Origin of the sequence: Kluyvera cryocrescens NBRC 102467, from assembly GCF_001571285.1 — a bacterium.
In the GTDB taxonomy this organism is placed as follows: Bacteria; Pseudomonadota; Gammaproteobacteria; order Enterobacterales; family Enterobacteriaceae; genus Kluyvera; species Kluyvera cryocrescens.
This window is the reverse complement of record NZ_BCTM01000001.1, coordinates 259658-283911: the sequence shown is the minus strand read 5'-3', so window position 1 is coordinate 283911 and position 24254 is coordinate 259658. Positions and strand designations below refer to the sequence as shown.

Annotated in this window: 23 protein-coding genes and 1 riboswitch; of the genes, 14 read left to right on the top strand and 9 right to left on the bottom strand. The window is 56.3% G+C overall.

Annotated elements, in window-relative coordinates:
• Nucleotides 1-223 precede the first annotated feature (223 nt).
• The 4 genes from KCR01S_RS01385 to KCR01S_RS01370 all read left to right on the top strand — a co-directional run bounded on the left by KCR01S_RS01385 (nt 224) and on the right by KCR01S_RS01370 (nt 4210).
• On the top strand, nt 224-1558 hold the full coding sequence (locus tag KCR01S_RS01385) for a sensor domain-containing protein (protein ID WP_061279364.1): 1335 nt from the start codon (nt 224-226) through the stop codon (nt 1556-1558).
• A gap of 136 nt (nt 1559-1694) precedes the next feature.
• A riboswitch (TPP riboswitch) is annotated at nt 1695-1791 on the top strand.
• Nucleotides 1792-1824: 33 nt separating this feature from the next.
• Nucleotides 1825-2610: a hydroxyethylthiazole kinase gene (thiM, locus tag KCR01S_RS01380; protein ID WP_061279363.1), complete on the top strand. Its 786-nt coding sequence runs from the start codon at nt 1825-1827 to the stop codon at nt 2608-2610.
• On the top strand, nt 2607-3407 hold the full coding sequence (gene thiD, locus KCR01S_RS01375; protein WP_061279362.1) for a bifunctional hydroxymethylpyrimidine kinase/phosphomethylpyrimidine kinase: 801 nt from the start codon (nt 2607-2609) through the stop codon (nt 3405-3407). Before thiM ends, thiD begins: the two co-directional genes overlap by 4 nt.
• A gap of 56 nt (nt 3408-3463) precedes the next feature.
• On the top strand, nt 3464-4210 hold the full coding sequence (locus KCR01S_RS01370) for a GntR family transcriptional regulator (protein ID WP_061279361.1): 747 nt from the start codon (nt 3464-3466) through the stop codon (nt 4208-4210).
• On the opposite strand, the gene KCR01S_RS01365 is transcribed toward KCR01S_RS01370, so the two are convergent.
• The 3 genes from KCR01S_RS01365 to KCR01S_RS01355 are packed head-to-tail and all read right to left on the bottom strand — an operon-like array spanning nt 4184 to nt 7421.
• A complete protein-coding gene (locus KCR01S_RS01365; protein ID WP_061279360.1) occupies nt 4184-5140 on the bottom strand; it encodes a PfkB family carbohydrate kinase in 957 nt (318 codons plus the stop codon). The genes KCR01S_RS01370 and KCR01S_RS01365 overlap by 27 nt on opposite strands.
• Nucleotides 5137-6141 (bottom strand): ADP-ribosylglycohydrolase family protein, encoded by a 1005-nt coding sequence (locus KCR01S_RS01360; protein ID WP_061279359.1) that lies wholly within the window; start codon nt 6139-6141, stop codon nt 5137-5139. Before KCR01S_RS01360 ends, KCR01S_RS01365 begins: the two co-directional genes overlap by 4 nt.
• Nucleotides 6138-7421, bottom strand: a complete 1284-nt coding sequence (locus KCR01S_RS01355; protein ID WP_061279358.1) for a nucleoside permease — start codon at nt 7419-7421, stop codon at nt 6138-6140. Before KCR01S_RS01355 ends, KCR01S_RS01360 begins: the two co-directional genes overlap by 4 nt.
• A 247-nt stretch (nt 7422-7668) precedes the next feature.
• Here KCR01S_RS01355 and fbaB point away from each other — a divergent pair, with 247 nt between their 5' ends.
• From fbaB to KCR01S_RS01315, 8 genes are all read left to right on the top strand, one after another.
• A complete protein-coding gene (gene fbaB / locus KCR01S_RS01350) occupies nt 7669-8721 on the top strand; it encodes a class I fructose-bisphosphate aldolase (RefSeq protein WP_052285210.1) in 1053 nt (350 codons plus the stop codon).
• A gap of 322 nt (nt 8722-9043) precedes the next feature.
• The gene (locus KCR01S_RS01345; protein ID WP_052285211.1) at nt 9044-10198 is read left to right on the top strand and encodes a mandelate racemase family protein; all 1155 of its coding nucleotides are present in this window, start codon (nt 9044-9046) and stop codon (nt 10196-10198) included.
• A gap of 67 nt (nt 10199-10265) precedes the next feature.
• Nucleotides 10266-11888 (top strand): ABC transporter substrate-binding protein, encoded by a 1623-nt coding sequence (locus tag KCR01S_RS01340; RefSeq protein ID WP_061279357.1) that lies wholly within the window; start codon nt 10266-10268, stop codon nt 11886-11888.
• Nucleotides 11885-12922 carry an ABC transporter permease gene (locus tag KCR01S_RS01335; RefSeq protein ID WP_061279356.1) on the top strand — a complete coding sequence of 346 codons (1038 nt, stop codon included), beginning with the start codon at nt 11885-11887 and terminating at the stop codon, nt 12920-12922. Before KCR01S_RS01340 ends, KCR01S_RS01335 begins: the two co-directional genes overlap by 4 nt.
• A complete protein-coding gene (locus tag KCR01S_RS01330; protein WP_061279355.1) occupies nt 12919-13824 on the top strand; it encodes an ABC transporter permease in 906 nt (301 codons plus the stop codon). The genes KCR01S_RS01335 and KCR01S_RS01330 overlap by 4 nt, the downstream gene beginning before the upstream one ends.
• Nucleotides 13796-14662 carry an ABC transporter ATP-binding protein gene (locus KCR01S_RS01325; protein WP_061279465.1) on the top strand — a complete coding sequence of 289 codons (867 nt, stop codon included), beginning with the start codon at nt 13796-13798 and terminating at the stop codon, nt 14660-14662. The genes KCR01S_RS01330 and KCR01S_RS01325 overlap by 29 nt, the downstream gene beginning before the upstream one ends.
• Nucleotides 14663-14672: 10 nt before the next feature.
• Nucleotides 14673-15446 (top strand): ABC transporter ATP-binding protein, encoded by a 774-nt coding sequence (locus tag KCR01S_RS01320; RefSeq protein WP_061279354.1) that lies wholly within the window; start codon nt 14673-14675, stop codon nt 15444-15446.
• 113 nt (nt 15447-15559) lie between these two features.
• Nucleotides 15560-16849, top strand: a complete 1290-nt coding sequence (locus tag KCR01S_RS01315) for an ABC transporter substrate-binding protein (protein ID WP_061279353.1) — start codon at nt 15560-15562, stop codon at nt 16847-16849.
• Here KCR01S_RS01315 and yegS read toward each other — a convergent pair.
• A complete protein-coding gene (gene yegS / locus KCR01S_RS01310; RefSeq protein ID WP_061279352.1) occupies nt 16846-17745 on the bottom strand; it encodes a lipid kinase YegS in 900 nt (299 codons plus the stop codon). The genes KCR01S_RS01315 and yegS overlap by 4 nt on opposite strands.
• 146 nt (nt 17746-17891) lie before the next feature.
• Here yegS and KCR01S_RS23740 point away from each other — a divergent pair, with 146 nt between their 5' ends.
• Together KCR01S_RS23740 and KCR01S_RS01305 are read left to right on the top strand one after the other, a co-directional pair.
• Entirely contained in the window at nt 17892-18071 is a 180-nt protein-coding gene (locus tag KCR01S_RS23740; RefSeq protein ID WP_072277061.1) for a type II toxin-antitoxin system HicA family toxin, read from the top strand.
• Between the two features lie 25 nt (nt 18072-18096).
• Nucleotides 18097-18537 (top strand): type II toxin-antitoxin system HicB family antitoxin, encoded by a 441-nt coding sequence (locus KCR01S_RS01305; RefSeq protein WP_061279351.1) that lies wholly within the window; start codon nt 18097-18099, stop codon nt 18535-18537.
• 161 nt (nt 18538-18698) lie between these two features.
• Here KCR01S_RS01305 and trhP read toward each other — a convergent pair whose 3' ends face one another.
• From trhP to mdtD, 5 genes are all read right to left on the bottom strand, one after another.
• Nucleotides 18699-20060: a prephenate-dependent tRNA uridine(34) hydroxylase TrhP gene (gene trhP, locus KCR01S_RS01300; RefSeq protein ID WP_061279464.1), complete on the bottom strand. Its 1362-nt coding sequence runs from the start codon at nt 20058-20060 to the stop codon at nt 18699-18701.
• Nucleotides 20061-20214: 154 nt separating this feature from the next.
• Complete coding sequence (locus tag KCR01S_RS01295; RefSeq protein ID WP_061279350.1) at nt 20215-20547, bottom strand: YegP family protein; 333 nt, start codon at nt 20545-20547, stop codon at nt 20215-20217.
• Between the two features lie 131 nt (nt 20548-20678).
• On the bottom strand, nt 20679-21401 hold the full coding sequence (baeR, locus tag KCR01S_RS01290) for an envelope stress response regulator BaeR (RefSeq protein ID WP_061279349.1): 723 nt from the start codon (nt 21399-21401) through the stop codon (nt 20679-20681).
• Complete coding sequence (gene baeS / locus KCR01S_RS01285) at nt 21398-22837, bottom strand: envelope stress sensor histidine kinase BaeS (RefSeq protein WP_061279348.1); 1440 nt, start codon at nt 22835-22837, stop codon at nt 21398-21400. Before baeS ends, baeR begins: the two co-directional genes overlap by 4 nt.
• 3 nt (nt 22838-22840) lie before the next feature.
• A complete protein-coding gene (mdtD, locus tag KCR01S_RS01280; RefSeq protein ID WP_061279347.1) occupies nt 22841-24253 on the bottom strand; it encodes an MFS transporter in 1413 nt (470 codons plus the stop codon).
• Nucleotide 24254: the final 1 nt, after the last annotated feature.

Genomic DNA, 24254 nt, shown 5'->3' with positions numbered 1-24254 from the left:
GGTTTTCGACGAAGACGAACGGTCGGTACTTTATGAGTCCGCGTTTGCTCTACCGCGCCATTTCCCGTTTCCCTTATGTCACTCTTTTTCATTGTATAGTGGTCTGAACCTGTACTATCTTTAACCGCTAGTGCAGTGCATGCGATGTAGCGCTACTGGGCGACGGATATTCTTTCGTAAACGTAGTCGTACTCACTCTTATATTCGGGCCTTTAATTTGTCTATGGAATCGAATTCTCACGCGCCGTTGAGCAGTTTTATCGATCTCATGTTGGACGCTGTTTTTGCCGTTGATGCTCATGCCAATATCGTTTTTGCGAGTGCATCCTGTGAGCGTATTTTTGGCTATACGCCGAAAGAAATGATTGGCAAAAACATGTTTGACTTGATGCTGCCGGAAGATCGGGAAATAACCCGAAACTCGGTAGTCGAAGTCATGTCAGGCAATCCTCAGTTTCATTTTGAAAATCGCTACGTTCACAAAAAAGGACACGTGGTAAATATCATGTGGTCGGCGCGCTGGTCAGAGGCCGATCGGCTGCGAATCGGCGTTGCCCGCGATGTGACGGAGCGTAAGCGCTCCGAATCGCTACAGTCCGCTCTCTATTCCATATCCGAAGCGGCCCATACCGCCGAAGACTTGCTTAAGCTGTTCCAGCGTATTCATGAGATTGTCGGCACGCTGCTGCCGGTCGATAACTTCTCGGTTACCCTGTACGACGTTGAAACCGCGCAGATGAGCTTTCCTTATCATGTCGATGAGTTTCAGCAGACGCCAGCGCCTTTCACCCTTATCCCCGGCACTTTCTACGCTGAGGTCATCCACACCGGTCAACCGCTGCTGCTCACCCCTGAGACGATAGCCAGCCGCCAGGAAGAGCTGCGAATCTCTTTTGGGATTAATCCATTCTGCTGGCTGGGGGTACCGCTAAAAACCCACAAAGGCACGATAGGTGTGCTGATGGTGAAAAGCTACCCTGGCGGCGTGTGCTACAACGAACAGGACCAGGAATTACTGCAGTTTGTGTCAACGCAAATTGCGACGGTGATTGAACGCCAGCAGATGCAGGCCCGGCTGCTGCATTTGGCGCAGTACGATCAGCTCACCGATTTGCCGAATCGCAGTTTACTGTACGATCGCCTGAAAGCGGCGCTGTTAAGCGCCCGTCGGGAGCAGGGGCAACTGTCGCTGTTGTACATTGACCTCGACAAATTTAAACAGGTGAACGATTCGCTGGGCCATGGCATTGGCGACTTGCTGCTGCAAGAAGCCGCCGCGCGGCTGAAGGCGTGCGTGAGTGAATCGGATACCGTCGCCCGTATCGGTGGCGACGAGTTTGTTATTTTGATTCAAGAGGCACCGTTGCCAGAATATGCCGCTCGGATGGCGACAAAAATTTCCGAGGCATTCCGCTTCCCTTTTACCCTTGTCGGCCACCGCGTGACTATCGTGCCCAGTATTGGGATTGCTCTTTATCCGGAACACGGTAACGACGAACATCAGCTGCTGGAATACGCTGATAACGCCATGTATTTCGCAAAAAACAGCAAGCGCTAGGCCAGTGGTACTGATTTTCGGGCTACATCCCCATTCGGCAGATACCGGGAGACTTTAGGGCTTGTTTGCCGCGCTTCCTGCTGGCATTATCCTGACTGCGGTTAGCCAGGGTTAATCGCAACGAATTGATTTTGATTTGAATGACTCGGGGTGCCCCATCAATGATGGGCTGAGAAATACCCGTACCACCTGATCTGGATAATGCCAGCGTAGGGAAGTCAGAGACCGCCTGGTCATTGCTTCTTAGCGTTAGGCAGGAGCAAACCATGCAAGCCGACCTGCTTAGTCCCGCGCAGCGCACCCGCGTTGCCCAGCTTCTTCATCAGCACACCCCCCTTGTTCACTGTATGACTAATGACGTCGTGCAAACCTTTACCGCGAACGTTCTTTTAGCGCTAGGTGCCTCGCCGGCAATGGTCATTGATGCCGGTGAAGCCGCGCAGTTTTCTGCCATCGCCAGCTCACTGCTGATTAATGTCGGGACCTTAACCCAGCCGCGCGCGCAGGCTATGCGGGCCGCGGTTGAGAGTGCCAATCACAACAATACCCCCTGGACGCTTGACCCGGTTGCCGTCGGCGCATTGAGCCTGCGCAGCGATTTTTGTCGCGATCTGCTGCTTTTGCGTCCTACCGCCATTCGCGGTAACGCTTCGGAGATTATGGCCCTGGAGGGGCAGAGCGCGGGCGGCCGCGGTGTTGATACCACCGATACCGCCGCCGCGGCACTTCCGGCAGCGCAGAGGCTTGCACGTGAAAGCGGGGCAATTGTGGCCGTGACCGGCGAAGTCGATTACATCACCGATGGTCAGCGCACGCTGATGGCACAAGGCGGCGACCCTTTGATGACGAGGGTGGTGGGGACGGGATGCGCGCTATCGGCGGTGGTTGCCGCCTGCTGTGCGCTGCCGGGCGATCGGCTGGAAAACATCGCTGGCGCCTGTGCGCTGATGAAATACGCCGGGCAGCAGGCGGCCCATGGCCGCGGGCCGGGGAGCTTTATCCCCGCGTTTCTCGATGCGCTGTATGTCATGAATGAGGGGAAAGCAGTATGAAACGGATTAATGCATTGACGATTGCCGGTACCGATCCCAGCGGCGGCGCGGGTATTCAGGCGGATTTAAAAACGTTCTCTGCGCTGGGCGCCTACGGCTGCACGGTGGTGACCGCGCTGGTGGCGCAAAATACGCGCGGCGTACAGTCTGTTTATCGCATTGAACCCGATTTTGTCGCCGCCCAGCTCGATTCGGTATTTAGCGATGTGCGTATCGACACCACTAAAATCGGCATGCTGGCGGAGACCGACATCGTTGAGGCCGTGGCCGAACGGCTTGCGCGTTATCGCATCCAGAACGTGGTGCTGGACACGGTGATGCTGGCAAAAAGCGGTGATCCGCTGCTCTCCACCTCGGCGGTAGAAACGCTACGCCAGCGTCTGTTGCCGCAGGTGTCGTTGATTACGCCGAATCTGCCGGAAGCCGCGGCGCTACTGGATGCGCCCCATGCGCGCACCGAGCGGGAAATGCTTGAGCAGGGGCGCGCGCTGCGGGCGATGGGCTGCGAGGCGGTACTGATGAAAGGCGGTCATCTTGATGACGCACAAAGCCCGGACTGGCTGTTTACCGCCGAGGGCGAGATGCGCTTCACCGCGCCGCGGGTGGCGACGAAAAATACTCACGGCACCGGTTGTACGCTGTCGGCGGCGCTGGCTGCCTTAAGACCACGACACCACAGTTGGCAAGAGACGGTGCCGGTGGCTAAAGCCTGGCTGTCGCAGGCGCTGGCGCAGGCGGATTCGCTGGAAGTGGGTGAGGGCATTGGTCCGGTACACCACTTTCACGAGTGGTGGTAGTTTTCGCGCCATTCGCCACCTATACTGGCTCAGGACTTACTGCCAGGAAATGATAAATGGAACAAGCGCATACCCGGCTAATCGCGCAGCTTAATGAACGTATCGCCGCGGCGGATAACACGCCGCTGTATTTGAAATTTGCCGAAACGGTGAAAAACGCGGTACGCAGCGGCTGGCTTGAGCATGGCAATATCCTGCCCGGCGAACGCGATCTGAGTCAGTTGACAGGCGTGTCACGTATTACCGTGCGTAAAGCGATGCAGACGCTGGAAGATGACGGTGTGGTCACCCGTGCCCGCGGCTATGGAACGCAAATCAATAATATCTTTGAATATTCATTGAAAGAGGCGCGCGGGTTCTCACAGCAAGTGGTGCTACGCGGCAAGAAGCCAAATACGCTCTGGGTGAACAAACGCGTCGTTCCGTGCCCGGATGATGTGGCCACGCAGTTGGTGGTTGAGCCGCGCAGTGAGGTCTTTTTGCTTAAACGCATTCGCTACGTGGATGATGAAGCGGTGTCCATCGAAGAGTCCTGGGTACCCGCGCACTTAATTGACGATGCTGATGCGATCGGGGTGTCTCTCTATGACTACTTCCGCAGTCGGCATATTTTCCCTCAGCGGACGCGTTCCCGCGTCAGCGCCCGCATGCCGGATGCGGAGTTCCAGTCGCATATTAAGATGGATGAAAAGATCCCGGTGCTGGTGATTAAACAGGTGGCGCTTGATCAGCAGCAGCGGCCGATTGAGTACAGCATCAGCCACTGCCGCAGCGATTTATATGTTTTTGTGTGTGAGGAGTAATTCTTCGCGGGTTGGGCTGCAGTCGCCGCCGCGATGACCGACAACCCATGATGCGACGGCATTCCCCAGCCGCACCGCATCACCCAGCGTCCAGCCCGAGGCGAGCCCGGCCAGCGTGCCGCCGGCATGGCTGTCTCCGGCCCCAATGGTATCGACAACCATCGTGGGAAACGGTGCCGCCAGCCCCTCTTCTTGCTGGCTGAAATACCACGCCCCATCTTTATCGTGGCGCACAATCAGCGGTGCGTTGAATGTCTCCAGCCAGGCGTGGCCAAATGCCTGCGTCTGCGCCGGCAGGGCGAAGCGCTCCGCGGCGATGTCGGCCTCCTGGCGGTTAAGCGAAATGATCGGCCGACAGGCCATAATCCGCGCCATCAGCGGCGTGGGAATATCGGCAATGCGCGGGCCAAAATCGATAAACGGGGTGACATCCGGCAACCCTTCCAGCCACTCCACCAACCGTTCGCCGCAGGGCGAAGAGAGTTGATAGCCGGAGAGTGACACCAGGCTGTTCGGCGCGATGGAAAGCCGCGCCAGCCAGTCGGCATTCCACTGGTTTTCTACGCCGCTGAAGGACATAAATGTGCGTTCGCCATCCGGTTCAACCAGCGCCAGGCACCAGCCGTTATCCCCGGTTATACCATCTATTTCGCTGGTTAATCCCTCTTTGGCAAGCGTGTTGCGAATGATATCCGCCCACACGCCCTGACCCATGGGCAGTGCATTTTGCGCTGATATCCCCAGCCGTTTGAGCGCGACGGCAATATTCAGTGCGCATCCGCCGATATTGACGCTCTGCTGCTGCAGCTCAATATCGCAACCGCGCCATGGCAGGGCGTAGGCATCCGCGATGACGTCGATCACCGCCGCGCCGACGACGGTAATCTGGCGCTGGTTACTTAGCGTTGATAGTCGCGCAAGCTGGCTCATGATGTCTCCCGTTGCTCTCGGTACTGGGCAAGAGCGATGGCGTAGCGGTTAAAATCAAGGTGGTTAACCTCATCAAGCTGCTGTTTCAAGGCCGGGTCGATGGCGGAAATACCGCCCAATGCGCCGCAAATGGCCGTCGCCATTGCGCCAATGGTATCGGTGTCGCCGCCGAGGTTGGCGCACAACACCGCGCAGCGGTTTGGGTCGCCCTGGGACAGTTCCACCATGGCAATGGCACAGGATACCGATTCAATGGTGCTGGTCCCCGCGCCGATCAGTTGGTAAAGCTGTTCGCTGGCGGATTCGACTCCCTGAGCCTGGCGTACTACATTAAGCGCCAGCTCAAGCCGTGCTGCCAACGACGCGCTAAAGGTGGTAATGCGTTTCTCCTGCGCCTGGCGCGCCACCGCCGGCAGTGAATCAACAATGCTTGCCCAGCTATGGCCTTCGACAGCGCGTGAAATCGCCCACGCAATCACGACGGCCCCGGCGATCGCAAGATCCGATTTGTGCGTTGGGCTGGAGGCGAGGGCGACATCATCAATAAAGCTATCGAGATTGCTCGCGGGTAACAAACAGCCTAAAGGTGAGACGCGCATGGCGGCGCCATTAGTGACGCCGTTATTCTCAAGTTCAGCCACCGGTTTGCCCTCGCGGATGGCGTTGAGCGCTATTTTGGACGTTGGCCCCAGCACGTTTTTGTTGAAGGCGTCGAACTCTTCTGCCCAGGCCAGAATATTGCGGCCGATAACATCCGGATCAATCTGTCCATGGCACTCCAGAATGGCGTCGGCAAGACATAGCGCCATTGAGGTATCATCAGTAAATTCCGCGCGGTTAAAGTAGCAGGCGGCGTTGTTTTCCGCAGGGCCCGGCAGAAATTGATCAATCCAGCCAAAATGCGCTTTAACGCGGCTACGCGGCCACAGTTCTGATGGCATGCCCATCGCATCCCCTAATGCCTGGCCGTAAAGCGCGCCGAGAATACGTTCTGCTTTCATTTCAATTCCCCTTGTGTCAGTGCAGTATCGCGAGGATCGTTTTGCACCTGAATGGCGGTAATCTCTTTATCCGATTCGCGAAAGAAAATCATAAACAGCACGGCGATGACGGCGATCATAATGGCGCCAAAGCCCCACATTCCCGCCCAGTTGAAGGTCAAGCCATTCACCGGCTCTTTATAAGCAAACATTTTTTCCATCATCACCCCGCCAATGCGGTAGCCCAGCAGGCTGCCAAAGCCCTGACAGCAGAGGGTGATGAGCCCCTGAGCGGCGGTACGCATATGCACCGGAGTCTTTTTATCAACGTAGATATAGGCGGTAACGTAATAAAAATCGTAGCTTACGCCGTGAAGCAAAATCCCCAGGAACAGGAGCGCATAGGTGAAGTATTGTTCCGCGCCGCCGTAGACAAAAAAGCCGTAGCGGATCGCCGCAGTGACAAGACCAAGTAATAATACCTTTTTAATACCAAAACGTTTAGTGAAGAACGGCAGCGCCAGCATAAAGAAGATTTCAGAGAACTGGCCAAGCGTCATCCAGCCGGTCGCATTATGCATACCTACTTCGCTGAGATAACCGTTGGCGAAGATGTAATAGAAGGCCAGCGGCATCGCAAAGAGGAAGGAGCAGATGAAAAAGACAAGGAAATTCTTGTCTCGCAGCAGCACCAGCGCATCCAGTCCCAGCATGACTTTGAAGTCCATCTTACCGGTGCTTTTCGGCGGCGTATCCGGCAGCAGGAAGGCAAAGATACCCAGCAGCAGGGAGCTACCGGCGGTGATCAGTAACGGTATGTTCGTCGGAGAAATATCGCTATATCCCATCATCTGAGGTAGGAAACCGCAGACCAGGCCAGAGGCAATCCAGCCAATGGTGCCCATCACGCGAATGCGAGGGAATTCCCGCTCGACATCCCGAACGTTGGCAAAAGCGATACTGTTAGTTAGCGCGATGGTCGGCATATAGGTGAGCGAGTAGGCCAACAGCAGCGGGAAGAAACCGCTGAAGGTGGTTTGCTGGGCGGCAAAATAGATCAAAACAGCGCCAGCAAACATCAGTACCGCCAGCACTTTTTGTGCCGAGAAAAAGCGGTCGGTTAACGAGCCGACCAGAATCGGCGACAGGATCGCGGCAATCGCGGTGCAGGCATACGACCAGCCAATTTCGCCGGCGGTAAAGCCGCTTTTACTGAGCCACAGCCACAATGGCACAAACCAAGCGCCCCAGATAAACCATTCTATGAACATCATGAACGACAGCTTCACTGTAGTTTTCATCTTTAAATCCTTCATGACAGGTAAGGTACGCCACGACAATACCATTACGTAATACCTTTAAAATACCTTTGGGGCGAAACTTTGACCGCCTTAACACTTTACTGTCCATGAATCGTGCCAGCAGATTGCACTTAAAAGTGACTTCATCATGGAAAAAACGTGCAGACGCGACCAGACTTATTGCTGCCCTAAAATTCGGGCGGGACATTCAGACCGACGCAACGTCGGCACTTACGGGAGCATCGCTATGACTGATATTACGCAATTGCTTGGCAAAGACGCCGACAGCCTTTTACAGCATCGTTGTATGACCATTCCAGCCGACCAGCTTTATTTACCCGGACATGACTATGTTGATCGGGTGATGGTGGATAACAACCGTCCACCTGCCGTATTGCGAAATATGCAAACGCTCTACAATCACGGGCGTTTGGCCGGTACTGGCTACTTGTCTATTCTGCCCGTGGATCAAGGCGTTGAGCACTCCGCCGGGGCATCATTTGCCGCCAATCCGCTCTATTTTGATCCTAAAAATATCGTCGAGCTGGCGATTGAAGCCGGCTGTAACTGCGTGGCCTCTACCTACGGCGTGCTGGCTTCGGTATCGCGGCGCTATGCGCACCGCATCCCGTTCCTCGTGAAGCTCAATCACAACGAAACCCTGAGCTACCCCAATACCTTTGACCAAACGCTGTATGCCAGCGTCGAGCAGGCGTTCAATATGGGCGCGGTGGCGGTTGGGGCGACCATCTACTTTGGCTCCGAAGAGTCGCGCCGCCAGATTGAAGAGATTTCTGCCGCCTTTGAGCGCGCGCACGAACTGGGGCTGGTCACCGTATTGTGGGCTTATTTGCGTAATCCGGCGTTTAAAAAAGACGGCGTCGATTACCACGTATCGGCCGATCTGACCGGCCAGGCGAACCATCTGGCTGCCACGATTGGTGCCGATATCGTGAAGCAGAAAATGGCGGAAAACAACGGCGGCTATAAAGCGGTGAACTTCGGCTATACCGACGATCGCGTCTACAGCAAGCTGACCACCGATAACCCAATCGATCTGGTGCGCTACCAGTTGGCCAATTGCTACATGGGGCGCGCGGGGCTGATTAACTCCGGCGGTGCGGCCGGCGGGGAAACTGACCTGGCAGATGCGGTACGGACCGCGGTTATCAACAAACGCGCGGGCGGTATGGGGCTTATCCTCGGCCGTAAAGCATTCAAAAAATCGATGGCTGACGGCGTTCAGCTGATCAATGCCGTTCAGGATGTTTACCTCGATACCAAGGTCACCATTGCCTGATCGCTCTCTGCCCGGCGGCGCAATGCTGACCGGGCCTGCCGGATGTCGCACCGTTTGACGGCTGCATCATCCGGTGATTTATCGCGGTTGATCCCTCTCACATTCCCTCTCTCTTTTGTGAAAAACATCACGTACTGTTGTGCGATTGCCCAAAAAACAGCCCGGCGTTAGCGGAATTTGTCCGTGGAAGCGCTGCTATTTTGTGCTTAGATTAGTGATGAAACGCCTTTTCAATTCCCTAAAACCGATTTATCGGATCAGTGTTGGACACAGGATTGTGGTGCGGAACGCGCCATTTCGAATGTTGTACTAAGGACACATAATGAAAATTGAATCTGTAAATGTCACCGTCTTCCAGCATCCCACGCGCCGCGTTTCCGACAGCGCCGGGCACTCTCATCCGGGGCCTGAAAGCATGGCAAAAATGGCGATGCTGACCATTACCGCGGACGATGGCAGCAAAGGTTACTCCTTTGCGCCGCCGGAAATTGTGCGCCCGTTTGTGGTCAATACCTTCTTCCGCAAAGTGCTGGTGGGCCAGGATCCGTTTAACCGCGAGCGTATCTGGCAGGATCTGGTGCATTGGCAGCGCGGCAGCGCGCATCAGCTCACCGAGCGCGCACTCTCTTTTGTCGAGCAAGCGCTGTGGGACCTGGCCGGACGCAAGCTTAATATGCCGGTCTACAAGCTGCTGGGTGGCTACCGCGATAAGGTTCCAGCCTACGGCAGCACCATGTGCGGCGATGACTTACCCGGCGGCCTGTCCACGCCGGAAGAGTACGCCGCATTCAGTGAGACGCTGGTGGCGCGCGGCTATAAAGCTATCAAGCTGCACACCTGGATGCCGCCGGTCTCTTTCGCGCCAAACCCGAAAATGGATATCAAAGCCTGCGCTGCGGTGCGCGAAGCGGTCGGTCCGGATATCGACCTGATGATTGACGGCTATCACTGGTACAGCCGTACCGAAGCGCTGTGGATCGGTAAAGAGCTGGAAAAACTCAACTTCGCCTGGTTTGAAGAGCCGATGGAAGAGGACAGCATGTCGTCCTATGCATGGTTGGCTGAAAATCTGTCGATTCCGATCATTGGTCCGGAAAGCTTCGGTGGCAAACACCACAGCCGCGCGGATTGGGTGAAAGCGGGGGCCTGCGACATTCTGCGTGCGGGTGCCAACGGCGTGGGCGGCATTGGGCCAACCATGAAAGTGGCGGCGCTGGCGGAGTCGTTCGGTATGGATTGCGAAGTCCACGGCAACGGCGCGGCAAGCCTGGCAGCGGTAGGGGCGATTCGCAACTGCCGCTGGTACGAGCGCGGGCTACTGCATCCATTCCTCGACTACGACCAGCCTGCTGCCTACCTGAACAGCATCATCGATCCGATGGATGCCGACGGGTTTGTGCATTTGTCACAACGTCCGGGATTGGGCGAAGACATCAATTTTGACTATATCGAAGCCAACACCGTCAGCCACGACTGACACATAACAAATAAAAGACGGGCACGAATGGATTCGTCGCCTGTCGTACCCTACAGGCGACAGATAGATGAAAAAATCCTCCTTACTGGGAGCGTGTTTGCTCGCGCTCGCCATGACGATGGGGAGCGGGGCGGCGATGGCCAAAACGCCGCCCGATCAGCTTATCATCGGCATGAATATGAATAACCTCCTGACTCTTGACCCGGCAGCGATGACCGGTAACGAAGTGGTCGGGATTGTGGTTAACCTCTACGACTCGCTGGTGGAGCTCGATCCTGAGCAGCTCACCCACGTGAAACCCGCGCTGGCCAAGTCCTGGGATATCAGCCCGGACGGCAAAACGCTGACCTTCCATCTGCAGGACAACGTCAAGTTTCACTCCGGCAATCCGCTGACCGCCGCCGATGTGGTGTGGTCCATGCGGCGCATTCTGCACCTCAACCTGGCGCAGGCGTCGGTGTGGAAGTCGTACGGCTTTAGTAAAAAGAACGTCGATAAGCAGGTGACCGCGCTTGACGACTACACCGTGCAGATTGTCCTGCCAAAAGACAACGACCCGCAGTTGGTCATTTACTCGCTGGGTGCGCTGGGCAACCTTGGGGTGCTCGACAGCAAAACGGTGCAGAGCCACGAACAAGACAACGACTGGGGAAATCGCTGGCTGACCACTCACGAAGCCGGTTCCGGGCCGTTTATGCTGGAAACCTGGCAGGCAAAAGATGTGCTGCGCATGAAGCGCAATCCGGAGTACTGGCGCGGTGAGCCGAAGATGAGCCGCGTGGTGCTGCGTCATTTCCAGGAGTCACAAACTCTGCGCCTGATGATTGAGAAGGGTGACCTGGACATCGCGAACAATATGGCGGTTTCCGATATCAACGCCCTGCGTAAAGACCCGGCGCTGACCGTCGACGCTGTGCAGCGCGGCACCATGTACTACGTCTCAATGAGCATGAAGGAGCCGCACTTCGCCACTCCAAAAGTCCGCGAAGCGGTGCGCTATCTGATTGATTATCAGGGAATCAACAAAGCCCTAATGCCGGGTTACGGTGTGCTGCACCAGCGGCCAATTAAAGCGGGGATGCCATCGACGCTGCCAGATCCGGGCTACACCTTCGATCTGGCGAGGGCGAAGAAGCTGCTGGCGGAGGCCGGATACCCTGACGGCTTTGATACCACCCTGCGGGTGCTATCCGATCAGCCGTTCCTCAATATTGCCATTGCCGTGCAGTCCACGCTGATGCAGGCGGGGATCAACGCCAAAATCATTACCGGCACCGGTAACCAGATCTACGGCGCGATGCGCGAACGTAAGTTCGACATGCTGGTTGGGCGCGGCGGTAGCGGTATGGAGCCCCATCCACATTCCAGCCTGCGCGCGCTGGTCTATAACCCGGACAACAGCGATGAAGCGCGATTGACCAACTTCCAGGGCTGGCGCACCGGTTTCTACGATAAACAGCTCAACGAGATGATCGACCATGCGCTGCTGCAGCGCGACCCGCAAAAACAGGTCGCGGAATACCAGGCGGTGCAGACGCGATTTGACCAACTGATCCCGGCGATGATCCCCGTGTCGCAGATGGTGGATTCGGTGGTGGTGCGTAATGAAGTGAAAGATTACAAACCGCACCCGTCGGCGTCGACGTTCCTGCGTGAAGTCTACAAAGTTAGCGAAGGAGATAAAGGATGAGTACGGCAATTCTCGCGCCCGGCTCTCGTACCCGGCGCTTCTCAAAACGATTGATCCAGGTAGCGATAACGCTGTTTGGCCTGCTGCTGCTGACCTTCTTTATTGGCCGCGTGATGCCCATTGACCCGGTGCTGGCGATTGTTGGGCCGGACGCTGACCAGAGCACCTACCAGCAGGTGTACCACCAGTTGGGCTTTGATCAGTCGCTGATGCAGCAGTTTGGCATTTATTTTGTCAACCTTTTGCACGGTGATTTGGGCAATGCGCTACTGACCGGGAAACCGGTGCTTGACGATATTATTCGCGTTTTCCCAGCCACCATGGAGCTGGCGACGATGGCGATTATTGTCGGTGCAGGCCTCGGTATTCCGCTAGGGGTGCTGGCGGCGGCACGTCGTAACAGTTTCTCCGATTACGTGGTGCGCATTATCAGCCTCGCCGGTTATTCGACGCCGATTTTCTGGGTCGGGATGATGGGGCTATTGGTGTTCTACGCCTGGCTAGGCTGGGTAGGCGGCGCCGGGCGCGTGGATCTGGGGCTGGACGGTATTGTGCCGCGCCGCACCGGGTTGATGACCGTCGATGCGCTGCTGGCCGGTAACAGTGAGGTGTTCTGGAACGCCATTAATCACCTGGTTCTACCCGCCGCGCTGCTGGGCTTCCACTCGCTGGCCTACATCAGCCGTATGACCCGCAGCTTTATGCTGGCGCAGCTGTCGCAGGAGTTCATTATCACGGCGCGAGTGAAAGGGCTCACCGAACGCCAGGTTATCTGGAATCACGCCTTCCGTAACATTCTGGTGCAACTGCTGACGGTGGTGGCGCTGGCCTACGGCTCCCTGCTGGAAGGGGCGGTCCTGATTGAAACCGTCTTCTCGTGGCCCGGCTTTGGCTCGTATCTCACCGGTAGCCTGCTGCTGGGGGATATGAATGCGGTGATGGGCTGCGTGCTGTTGGTTGGCGTGATCTTCGTGATGCTCAATCTGCTCTCCGACATGCTGTATCAATTCTTCGATCCGAGGACAAAATCATGACGGTTTCTCTGGATACATCGCTGGCCAGCGGGGGCGGTGAAGGCCGCCAGCGCCTGCTGCGCAGTTTCACCCGTGCCGGGGGTTTTATCGGCAAAATGGCGCGGAATCCCCTGACCGCTATCGGCGGCGGGATCATCTTCCTGCTGGTGATTGTGGCGATTTTTGCGCCGTGGATTGCCCCGTACAAACCGCTGGTACAGGACCTGAATAACGCGCTGACCGCGCCGAATGCTCAGCACTGGTTCGGCACCGATGAGTTTGGCCGCGATATCTTCAGCCGGTTGGTTTACGGCTCGCGGATTACGCTGTACATCGTGCTGCTGGTGTCGGTTACCGTGGGGCCGCTCGGGCTGCTGCTTGGCGTTTGCGCCGGCTACTTTGGCGGCAAGGTCGATATGGTGCTGATGCGCGTCACCGATATCTTTATCTCCTTCCCAAGCCTGGTGCTGGCGTTGGCGTTTGTCGCCGCCTTAGGCCCGGGACTTGAGCACGTGGTTATCGCCATTACCCTGACCGCCTGGCCGCCGATTGCCCGTCTGGCGCGTGCCGAAACGCTTTCGCTGCGACAGGCCGACTTTATCTCAGCCGTCCGTCTGCAAGGAGCCTCACCGGCGCGCGTGCTGTGGCGGCATATTGTTCCGCTGTGCCTGCCCTCGGTGATCATCCGTATCACCATGAACATGGCGGGGATCATTCTGACCGCTGCCGGTCTGGGCTTCCTCGGCCTTGGCGCGCAGCCGCCGGAGCCGGAGTGGGGCGCGATGATCTCCAGTGGCCGTACCTACATGATGGAGTGCTGGTGGGTGGTGACAATTCCGGGGCTGGCGATTCTTATCAACAGCTTAGCGTTCAACTTTTTAGGAGATGGCCTACGTGACATCCTCGATCCTCGCAGCGAATAACGCTGTACCGCTGCTTGACATACGCGATCTAAGCGTCGACTTCGTCAACGGGGACGCGGTGACCCATGCGGTCCGCGGCGTCTCCTTCCAACTGGGGCGGGAAAAGCTGGCGATTGTCGGCGAATCCGGCTCCGGGAAATCCACCGTCGGACGGGCGCTGCTGCACCTGCACCCAAAAAAGGCGCGTATCGGCGCCAGTCTGATGCAGTTTGGTGACATTGACTTGCTGAATGCCAGCGAGGCGCAGATGCGCGCTATTCGCGGCAAACGGATTTCAATGATTATGCAGGATCCCAAATACTCGCTGAACCCGGTGGTACGCGTGGGTGACCAGATTGCGGAAGCCTGGCTGACGCATCATCCGGGGCATAAATCGGAAGCGAAAGCCAAAGCGCTGGAGATGCTGGACGTGGTGCGTATTCGCGACCCCGAGCGGGTTTATCAGCTCTATCCGCATGAAATCTCCGGTGGTCAGGGGCAGCGCATCATGATTGCCATGATGCTGATTACCGACCCGGAGCTGGTGATTGCCGATGAGCCGACCTCAGCGCTGGACGTTTCGGTTCGTTTGCAGGTGCTGGGGCTGCTTGATGATTTGGTCAAATCCCGCGGTCTGGGGCTGATTTTTATCAGCCACGACATCAACCTGGTGCGCAGCTTCTGCGATCGCGTGCTGGTGATGTACGCCGGGCGAGTGGTGGAGTCCATCGCCGCCTGCGATCTTGATCATGCGCAGCATCCGTATACGCAGGGGCTGATTAGCGCTCTGCCGGATATGCAACATCGCCGCCCGGTACTGCCGGTGCTGCAACGTCAGGCCAGTTGGCTGACGGACTAAGGAGCGCACGATGATTGAAGTAAAAAACCTGAATCTGGTTTTCGGCGAGGGCGACAAGCGTAACCAGGTGCTGTATGACGTGAATTTCCACGTTCAGCCGGGCGAGATTTACGGCCTGGTGGGGGAGTCCGGCTCCGGGAAAACCACGGTGCTGAAGTGCCTGGCTGGGTTGTTTAACCACTGGCAGGGTGAGCTGGCGATTGGCGGCCAGCGGCTGGGGAACACCTTAAGCCGCGAGCGCTGCCGCAAGGTGCAGATGGTATTTCAGGATCCTTACGGTTCGCTGCACCCGCGCCATACCATTGGCGACATTCTTGAAGAGCCGCTGCAAATCCACGGCATTAACGACCGCGATCGGCGGATCAATCATCTGCTCGATCGCGTGGGGCTAAATCGCGCGTTCCGTCATCGCTATCCACACCAGCTCTCCGGCGGGCAGCGACAGCGCGTGGCAATCGCTCGCGCGCTGATCCTCGAACCGCAGGTGCTGCTGCTCGATGAACCGACCTCGGCGCTGGATGTGTCGGTACAGGCAGAAATTCTCAATCTGCTGGCGGAGCTGCAGGCGGAGTCGAATCTCACCTATCTGATGGTGACCCACGATCTGGGGGTTATTGCCCATCTCTGCCAGAAGGTGGCGGTGATGCAGTACGGCAAAATTCTGGAAACGCTGACCGTAGATGCGTTGGTGAGCGGTGAGGCGCAAACGCCGTATACGCAGATGCTGGTTAACGCCAGCCGTCAGTACACGCGAGAAATGGCGCGGGAGGTTGCCGCGTATTGATCGATACCGTCGCTGTCGGCCCGATTGGCGCAGTGCCAGCGGGCCGCTCGACACAGAAAGTCGGATAGCGCGTACGTGCTATCCGACCAACGACCTCTGGGAAACAATAAAAAATGCATAATAAATCTTTCCGAATAGCTCTACCGCTGGTGCTAAGCGCCTGTACTGCCTCTGCCCTGGCGGCGGAAACCGTCGATCTACGCATGTCCTGGTGGGGCGGTAATGGCCGCCATCAGGTGACGCTCAAAGCGCTGGAAGCCTTTCATCAGCAATATCCGGACATTAACGTCAAAGCCGAATATACCGGCTGGGATGGTCACACTTCGCGTCTGACCACGCAGTTGGCGGGCGGCACTGAACCTGATGTCATGCAGACCAACTGGAACTGGCTGACGCTGTTCTCCAAGGACGGCAGCGGCTTTTACGACCTGAACCAGGTGAAAACGGAGATTGGGCTCGAGAATTTCACGGCTTCGGATCTCCAACCGGTGACGGTGAAGGGCAAGCTCAACGGCATTCCGGTAGCGATGACTGCACGTATTTTTTATTTCAACGACCAGACCTGGGAAAAGGCCGGGCTAAGCTTCCCGAAAAACTGGGATGAACTGATGACTGCCGGCAAAACTTTCGAGAGCAAACTGGGTAAACAGTATTATCCTGTCGCGCCGGAAAGCCTTGGCGTGCTGGCGCTGCTCAATTCGTACATGGTGCAGAAATACAATCTTCCGGCCATCGACGAGAAGGCGAAAAAGTTTTCCTACAGCGACGCGCAATGGGTGGAGTTTTTCCAGCTGTATAAAGATCTGGTGAGCAATCATGTTATCCCGGATATGAAGTATTACGCCTCTTTCGGCAAGGGCAACATGTATGAAATGAAGCCGTGGATTGAGGGCGAGTGGGGCGGGGTGTACATGTGGAACACCGCGGTCACCAAATACTCCGATAACCTCAAGCCACCGGCTAAACTGGTGCTCGGTGATTATCCGATGCTGCCGGGGGCGACCGATGCGGGGCTGTTTATGAAGCCCTCAATGATGTTGTCGATTGGTAAAACCAGTAAAAATCCGCAGGCGGCGGCGAAGCTGATTAACTTCCTGCTTAACAGCAAAGAGGGGGTGACGCTACTGGGGCTGGAGCGTGGCGTACCGCTGAGCAAAAGTGCGGTGGCGACGTTGACGGCGGCCGGGGTGATTAACGACAAGGATCCTTCGGTTGCCGGGATTAAACAGGCGCTGGCGCTGCCGAAGCAGCTTTCGGTATCGCCATATCTTGAAGACCCACAGTTGGTACAGGAGTTTGATAGCGCACTGCAGTCGATTGACTACGGTAAGAAAACCGTCGCCGAAGCGGCAACGGATTTCAAACGTCAATCAGAACGGATCTTAAAGCGCGCGATGCGTTAACGCAGCAACGGGCAGTCCGGCGGCAGGCGACAGCGCAGTGCCGCCGGCAAAATCTCCATGCGGAAGGTTTTCCCGCTCAACGGCTCGCCGTCGAGGTTAAAGGTCATCTCATGTGGCGCCGTTACTTCAAACCACGGTGACACGCTGTCCACCAGATTCTCCGTGCCATCGCTGCTGGCCAGCGTATTAAACAGCGCCGGCAGAAGCTCTTCGCCGGTAAAAATACGCAGATGCAGCAGGCCGTCGTCAATCAGCGCGTCCGGGCAAAGCTGTTGCCCGCCCCCGGCCTGACGTCCATTGCCGATGCCAATCACCAGCGCATCGCCTTGCCAGCTAAAGTTCTCGCCCTGTATTTTGCAGCGGTCGGGTTTTAAGGTGTCCATGCGCATCAGCCCGTGGATCAGATACGACACGCCGCCGAGCGCGGCTTTCAATTTCTCCGGCGTTTCGGTGGTGATACGCGTACCAAAACCGCCGGTAGCCATATTGATAAAACAGGTTTTGCCATTCACTTGGGCGATATCAACCGGCACGTCGCGCCCGGCAATCGCCAGCTTTAAGGCATTGGCCATATCGGCCGGGATATTGACGCTGGTCGCGAAGTCGTTGGCGGTGCCAAGCGGCAAAATGCCGAGTGCCGGAACCGGGTTCCCCTCGCACTGGATAAGCGCAGTCGCAATTTCGTTGATGGTGCCGTCGCCGCCGCCGGCAATCACCGTTGCGACCTTGAGGGCGATCGCCTCTTCCACATAGCGAACCGCGTCGCCTTTCTCCCACGTTACGCGGACATAAATCTCTACGCCTTCGTCGCGCAGCAGTTCAACCGCTTCACGCAGCTGCGGGTGGTTGGCACCTTTGCCGTTAAGGATCAATAAACTGGCTGGAAAATCTGACATCGTGGTACCTCTTTATGGGGTATGCAAAGAGTGTAACAAAGGACGGTCAGATGTGCTTGCTACCAAATTATAACTCCACTAACTCCGTGAGTTTGTATTGTGGAGTTAGTGGAGTTATAATTTTTTTATTGGAAGGGAGGGTGGGTATGGATAGCCGAACGTTAATTGCAGAAATTAAGGCTGATGGTTGGAGACTTATAAGGGTGAATGGCAGCCATCATCACTTTACTCATCCCACAAAACCTGGGTTGGTCACGATACCGCATCCTAAAAAAGAGTTACCGATAGGTACGGTGAAAAGCATAAGAAAACAGGCCGGGATATAACCCTGCTCAGACAAAGAGGCAAATTATGTTCTACCCAATAGCAATTGAGGCGGGGGACGAAAAGCATGCTTACGGAGTTATCGTTCCCGATCTTCCTGGCTGCTTTTCAGCAGGGGATACGCTGGATGATGCCATCTACAGTGCTAAAGAGGCGATAACTGGCCACATTGAGCTGCTGGTTGAACTCGAACAGGATATTCCCACGGTATCCACCGTGGCTGAGTTGGCCAAAGACCCACAATATTCGGACTATACCTGGGCGCTTGTTGAGATTGATATGACCCGGCTGCTCGGTGGCTCGGAAAAAATCAACGTGACGCTGCCGAAATCATTGATTGATAGAATTGATCGCTGCGTGGCTAGTAATCCGGAGTTCAAGAGTCGGTCTGGTTTTTTAGCCCAGGCTGCGCTGGAAAGGGTGACGGCAACGCGGAAGAAGGGCACTCAGGCTGGGACAAAAAAATAAGCCCGTGTAAGGGAGATTACACAGGCTAAGGAGGTGGTTCTTGGGTACAGCTAGCATTTATGGATTATGTTTTTCAGCGGAGGGAATAGTATCGACTATTGATAATTCCGTCTGTGATCCATTTCTAAGAATCTTTGCTATTGAAAAACAATATATATGTACTAGCTGTTATGCGGATTCCGAGTGGATTCTCCCGTGAAATTGCGCATCAGCAGACCATACTCCAGTTCGATATCTTCCGGCACGGGAATCCATACGGTGTGACCGTCGCCCGGTGCGACCGGTTTCGCGACGCCTTTGGCATCTTCCATCTGCTCGAGGCTGAAGTTGACGTTGCCCTGCGGGGTCATCAGTTCCAGATTATCGCCAAGGGCAAATTTGTTTTTCACCGCCACTTCGGCCATCACGCCTTTGCGCTGGCCGGTAAATTCGCCGACAAACTGCTGGCGCTCGGAGACCGAAAAACCGTATTCGTAGTTCTGATAATCGTCATGCGTGTGGCGACGCAGGAAACCTTCGGTGTAACCACGGTGGGCGAGGTTTTCCAGCGTTTCCAGCAGGTTGGTATCGAATGGTTTACCGGCAGCGGCATCATCAATCGCTTTACGATAGACCTGCGCGGTGCGGGCGCAGTAGTAGTGCGATTTGGTGCGGCCTTCGATTTTCAGCGAGTGCACGCCCATTTGGGTCAGACGCTCAACGTGAGCCACGGCGCGCAGATCTTTTGAGTTCATGATGTAGGTGCCGTGTTCGTCTTCAAAGGCGGTCATGTACTCGCCCGGACGTTTGGCCTCTTCCAGCATAAACACCTGATCGGTCGGTGCGCCAACGCCGAGGGTTGGCTCCACGTTCTGTACCGGGATCGGTTCGTATTTGTGAACGATATTGCCGATATCGTCTTCTTTGCCTTCCTGTACGTTGTATTCCCAGCGGCAGGCGTTGGTGCAGGTGCCCTGGTTCGGGTCACGCTTGTTGATGTAGCCAGACAGCAGGCAGCGGCCGGAGTAGGCCATGCACAGCGCGCCGTGGACGAAGATTTCAATCTCCATATCCGGCACCTGGCTGCGGATCTCTTCAATTTCTTCCAGCGACAGCTCGCGGGAGAGGATCACGCGGGTCAGGCCCATCTGTTTCCAGAATTTTACCGTAGCCCAGTTGACGGCGTTCGCCTGCACGGACAGGTGAATATCCATGTCAGGGAAGTTTTCACGTACCAGCATAATCAGCCCTGGATCGGACATAATCAGCGCATCCGGCCCCATATCCACCACCGGCTTCAAATCACGAATAAAGGTTTTCAGCTTGGCGTTATGCGGGGCAATGTTGACCACCACATAGAATTTTTTACCCAGTTCGTGGGCCTCATTGATGCCGAGCTGCAGATTTTCGTGATTGAATTCGTTGTTACGCACGCGCAGCGAGTAGCGCGGTTGGCCGGCATAAACTGCATCGGCACCGTAAGCGAAAGCGTAACGCATATTTTTCAGCGTTCCCGCCGGGGAGAGGAGTTCCGGTTTAAACATGATTTTCTCGTTCTGATGACAGGTCAGATTCGCCACACCTGATGCGGCGAGTTGGGGAGTGTCCCCACTTTAAGGGCGGGCATTGTAGCGCTGTGCAGAGGTGAGGTAAAGCGCCGGGTGGCTGTCAGCGGCCACCCGGAGGGGTATCTACCTATCAGGTGTTATCTTTTACGGTCTCGCTGGCACCGTTGGTTTTCACCGAAGCGATGCCTTTATCGCGCGAGGCTTCGCTGGCGTACTGCTGGCTGCTGCCAATCACCTGGTGATTACCGGCTTTGAGATTGAAATAGAATTTACCGTTGGTCGCCGTTTTTTTCTCGTAGCGCTCGTCCAGCGGACTGTTGGTACGCACGGAGGCGATGCCGTTTTCCGCCGACGCTCTGGTGGTGTACAGCTCGCTGGTAAGAATGACTTCGCCATTGCCTGCTTTCAGGACAAAACGAAACTGGTCGTTACTGCTTTTACTTAACTCAAACCAACCCGCCATGGTGACTCCTTGATGAAATTGAAGTGGTTAGAAGTATTGGCTGACTGTATGAGTATGGGAGAAATTTGCACAGATGCTAATAATACGGCGGGAGAGAATAGCGAGCGGTGGTGAAACCGCTCGCGATGGGGTTAGGCCATCCGGCAGGCATCGGCTTCCCAGCGGTAGCCCACGCCGTAGACGGCGCGGATAAACGACTGCTCGGCGTCAAGCGACTCCAGCTTGCGGCGCAGATTTTTAATGTGGCTGTCGATGGTACGGTCGGTCACCACGCGATAGTCGTCATACAGATGGTTAAGCAACTGTTCGCGGGAAAACACTTTGCCGGGCTCCTGCGACAGGGTTTTTAGCAGGCGAAATTCAGCCGGGGTGAGATCCAGCAGGCGGTCACGCCACGAGGCCTGAAAGCGGTTTTCGTCGACGATAAGCGGACTTTGCTCGTCCAGCGCCTGTAGCTCCTGGCGTGGCTTACAGCGGCGTAAAATGGTTTTCACGCGCGCGACCACTTCTCGCGGGCTGTACGGCTTACAGATATAGTCGTCTGCGCCAATTTCCAGCCCCAGCAGACGGTCAATCTCTTCAATTTTAGCCGTCACCATCACGATAGGAACGTCAGAGAAGCGGCGAATTTCGCGGCACAGCGTTAGGCCGTCGGTGCCCGGCAGCATTAAATCCAGCAGGATCAGATTTGGGGGCGACTGATGGACATACGGCAGCACTTTATCGCCGTGGCTAATTAACGTCGGTGCATAGTGCGCTGCCAGTAGATAGTCGATGAGCAGTTGTCCCAGTTTGGGTTCATCTTCCACAATCAAAATGCGTGGGGCGTTCTCATCAATTGGTAACTCGGTCATATCTCTCTCGGTATTGCGCGTTCCAGCGGTAACTCTACTTTAATGCTAACCCCGCCAAAAGGCGAATGCCCGACCTCAAGACGGCCGCCGTGAGCGGCAACGATATTGGCGCAGATCGCCAGTCCAAGGCCGGATCCGCCGCTAGCGCGGTTGCGTGAACCTTCGGTGCGGTAAAAGCGTTCGCACAGTTTGCTCAGCTGTTCATCGGTGACGCCCGGGCCGCTGTCAGCAAACTCCATCACGATGTGCTGAGGATTGAGGTGGGTACGAATCAGCACCTGGCCGCCGCTATCGGTGTAGCGCAGGCTGTTTTCCAGCAGATTGTTGAATAGCTGCATCAAACGGTCCGGATCGCCGAAGACCGTGGCATTTTCCGCCAGCGCCAGATTCAGCGTCAATCCCCGGCTGGCAAGACGTTCACGGAAGGCATCGGCGGCGATCTCCAGCAGCGAAATGATATCTACCGGTGATTTCTGGTAGGCCAACGCCCCTTCATCGGACATGGACAGCTGATGCAAATCGTTGACCAGCTTGGTGAGCGTGGCAACTTCCGCCTGCAACGAGGTCACCGATTCCGGGGTAAATTTGCGGACACCGTCCTGAATGGCTTCCAGTTCCCCACGCAGCACCGCCAGCGGAGTACGCAGCTCATGGGAAATGTCGGCCATTAAATCGCGGCGCATCTGCTGGTTTTTCTCCAGCGTGCTGGCAAGCTGGTTAAAATCCTGCGCCAGCTTGCCCAGCTCATCGCCGCTGGTGACCGGCACGCGGGTTGAAAAGTCACCGGCCGCCAGCTTGTGGGTGCCTTCTACCAGCCGCCTTACCGGCGCGATAAGCCCGCGCGCCAGCGGGAAGGTGGCCAGTGCGGCGAGCAGAGTAGCCAGCCCGACGATAAGCCAACTGGTGCGCCGCTGTTGCCTGTCGAAATTGATATCGGTGTTCCGGGTCAACCGTTCGACCGGTGAAGCAATGACGGCGCCGACCTCCATACCGTTAACGATAATACCGCGCCGGGTGCCATCGTGCGGCACCGCTTCACGCGGACCAACCAACACGCGGGCGTTTTGATCCACCACCCAAAACTGGGTTCGCCAGCCGTGCGGCGGCATGCCTCCGCGTTCGGGACCCATACCGGGGCCGGGAGGGCCTGGCGGCATTTTGTCCTCATTATTATCGTGTTCGAATGAGCGTAGGATCTGGAAGATAAAACGATCGTTGTTGCGTAAAAAGCGCCAGTTACCGTGCTGGGCATACTGCTCCGCCAGCGCATCGCTCAGCAGCTGTAGCCGCTGTTCGTTACCGCGCTTGATGTAGTCAATAAAACCGCGCTCAAAGCTGATGCGCACCGCCCAATGCATGCTAATCAGCAGCACAATACAGGTGGCTAAAATGGCGAGAAACAGTTTGCCGGAGATCCCCGGGCGCCATAATTTCACGATTTACTCCTTCAATTTGCGTCGGGCGATAACCACGTTTTTGCTGATATCGTCCGGCACTCGCGCGAACACGAGGGCTGGAAGCGCAATAATCACGGCCATACATAAATAGGTGTACATAAATACGTGGTGAGTGGTGTCGCTGCCTACCGCAATATGCTGCTGGCCAAACATCCCCAGCAGGATCCCCGCGATGGTGACACCGATACTCATCGATAGCTGCATAATCATCGACAGCAGGCTATTGCCGCTGCTGGCATGTTCGTCCGGCAGGTCTTTTAGCGTTAGGGTGTTCATCGACGAGAAACGGCTGGAGTTGACCATACCCTGGATAAACAACACGACCGGCAGCGCGTAGTACCAACCGGCCAGCGCGGTGAACATAAAGAGCAGGCTGATGAGCGCCAGGCTAAGAGTGCTGAACACCAGCACGTGACGGTAACCAAAGCGGTTAACCACCTGCACCACGATGCGCTTCATGCCCATGCTGCCGAGTACCATCGGGATCATCATCAGACCGGCATGAAATGGGGTGAAACCGAGACCAATCTGCATAAACACCGGCGTCATAAACGGCAGCATGCCGCTGCCGATACGCCCGGCAAAGCTACCGGCCAGCCCCAGCGAGAAGGTTGGCGTATTGAACAGCTTGAGGCTAAACAGCGCACCGTCGTTGCCGTAGGCATGCCACAGGTACATCAGGATGGAGACGGCGCCGATAGCCACCAGTGCGCCCATCATCATCGGCGAAATGCCCAGGCCTTTTTGCCCATCAAGCGCCAGCGTCAGCGTCGCCATGCCCAGCGCCAGCACGATAAATCCTGAAATATCAAAACGCCGGGTTTGTACCGTGTAGTTGGGCATCAGTACCAACGTGGCGATACAGCCGATGATGCCAACGGGAATATTGATCAGGAAAATCCAGTGCCATGAGGCATATTCAACCAGAATCCCCCCCAGCGCCGGGCCCAGCAGCGGGCCAACCTGGCCTGGCAGGGTGACGAAGGTCATCGCGGCCATGTATTGTTCGCGAGGCACGATTTTCATCACCGTTAGCCTGCCGACAGGAACCATCATCGCGCCGCCGATCCCTTGCAATACGCGGGCCATCACCAGTTCGTTAAGCGTGCTGGAAAGTGAGCAAAACAGCGAGCCGAGCGTGAAGAGAATAATGGCGATAAAAAAGATGTTCCGCACGCCGACCCTGTCGGCCAGCCAGCCGCTGGCGGGCAGCATCACTGCGACGGTCAGCACATAGGAGACCACCACCATATGCATGTGCAGCGGGCTCTCCCCCAGGCTTAGCGCCATGGAGGGGAGGGCGGTGTTGACTATCGTGGTGTCCAGCGATTGCATGAAAAAGCCGAACGCCACGATCCACAGTTGCCAGCGAACGTTGGCTGGAAGTTCAGTCATG

What these genes read in the sequence shown, in the direction of transcription:
- KCR01S_RS01385 (WP_061279364.1), top strand. Translation starts at nt 224, where the DNA reads ATGGAATCGAATTCTCACGCGCCGTTGAGCAGTTTTATCGATCTCATG.
- thiM (WP_061279363.1), top strand. Translation starts at nt 1,825, where the DNA reads ATGCAAGCCGACCTGCTTAGTCCCGCGCAGCGCACCCGCGTTGCCCAG.
- thiD (WP_061279362.1), top strand. Translation starts at nt 2,607, where the DNA reads ATGAAACGGATTAATGCATTGACGATTGCCGGTACCGATCCCAGCGGC.
- KCR01S_RS01370 (WP_061279361.1), top strand. Translation starts at nt 3,464, where the DNA reads ATGGAACAAGCGCATACCCGGCTAATCGCGCAGCTTAATGAACGTATC.
- KCR01S_RS01365 (WP_061279360.1), bottom strand. Translation starts at nt 5,140, where the DNA reads ATGAGCCAGCTTGCGCGACTATCAACGCTAAGTAACCAGCGCCAGATT.
- KCR01S_RS01360 (WP_061279359.1), bottom strand. Translation starts at nt 6,141, where the DNA reads ATGAAAGCAGAACGTATTCTCGGCGCGCTTTACGGCCAGGCATTAGGG.
- KCR01S_RS01355 (WP_061279358.1), bottom strand. Translation starts at nt 7,421, where the DNA reads ATGAAAACTACAGTGAAGCTGTCGTTCATGATGTTCATAGAATGGTTT.
- fbaB (WP_052285210.1), top strand. Translation starts at nt 7,669, where the DNA reads ATGACTGATATTACGCAATTGCTTGGCAAAGACGCCGACAGCCTTTTA.
- KCR01S_RS01345 (WP_052285211.1), top strand. Translation starts at nt 9,044, where the DNA reads ATGAAAATTGAATCTGTAAATGTCACCGTCTTCCAGCATCCCACGCGC.
- KCR01S_RS01340 (WP_061279357.1), top strand. Translation starts at nt 10,266, where the DNA reads ATGAAAAAATCCTCCTTACTGGGAGCGTGTTTGCTCGCGCTCGCCATG.
- KCR01S_RS01335 (WP_061279356.1), top strand. Translation starts at nt 11,885, where the DNA reads ATGAGTACGGCAATTCTCGCGCCCGGCTCTCGTACCCGGCGCTTCTCA.
- KCR01S_RS01330 (WP_061279355.1), top strand. Translation starts at nt 12,919, where the DNA reads ATGACGGTTTCTCTGGATACATCGCTGGCCAGCGGGGGCGGTGAAGGC.
- KCR01S_RS01320 (WP_061279354.1), top strand. Translation starts at nt 14,673, where the DNA reads ATGATTGAAGTAAAAAACCTGAATCTGGTTTTCGGCGAGGGCGACAAG.
- KCR01S_RS01315 (WP_061279353.1), top strand. Translation starts at nt 15,560, where the DNA reads ATGCATAATAAATCTTTCCGAATAGCTCTACCGCTGGTGCTAAGCGCC.
- yegS (WP_061279352.1), bottom strand. Translation starts at nt 17,745, where the DNA reads ATGTCAGATTTTCCAGCCAGTTTATTGATCCTTAACGGCAAAGGTGCC.
- KCR01S_RS23740 (WP_072277061.1), top strand. Translation starts at nt 17,892, where the DNA reads ATGGATAGCCGAACGTTAATTGCAGAAATTAAGGCTGATGGTTGGAGA.
- KCR01S_RS01305 (WP_061279351.1), top strand. Translation starts at nt 18,097, where the DNA reads ATGTTCTACCCAATAGCAATTGAGGCGGGGGACGAAAAGCATGCTTAC.
- trhP (WP_061279464.1), bottom strand. Translation starts at nt 20,060, where the DNA reads ATGTTTAAACCGGAACTCCTCTCCCCGGCGGGAACGCTGAAAAATATG.
- KCR01S_RS01295 (WP_061279350.1), bottom strand. Translation starts at nt 20,547, where the DNA reads ATGGCGGGTTGGTTTGAGTTAAGTAAAAGCAGTAACGACCAGTTTCGT.
- baeR (WP_061279349.1), bottom strand. Translation starts at nt 21,401, where the DNA reads ATGACCGAGTTACCAATTGATGAGAACGCCCCACGCATTTTGATTGTG.
- mdtD (WP_061279347.1), bottom strand. Translation starts at nt 24,253, where the DNA reads ATGACTGAACTTCCAGCCAACGTTCGCTGGCAACTGTGGATCGTGGCG.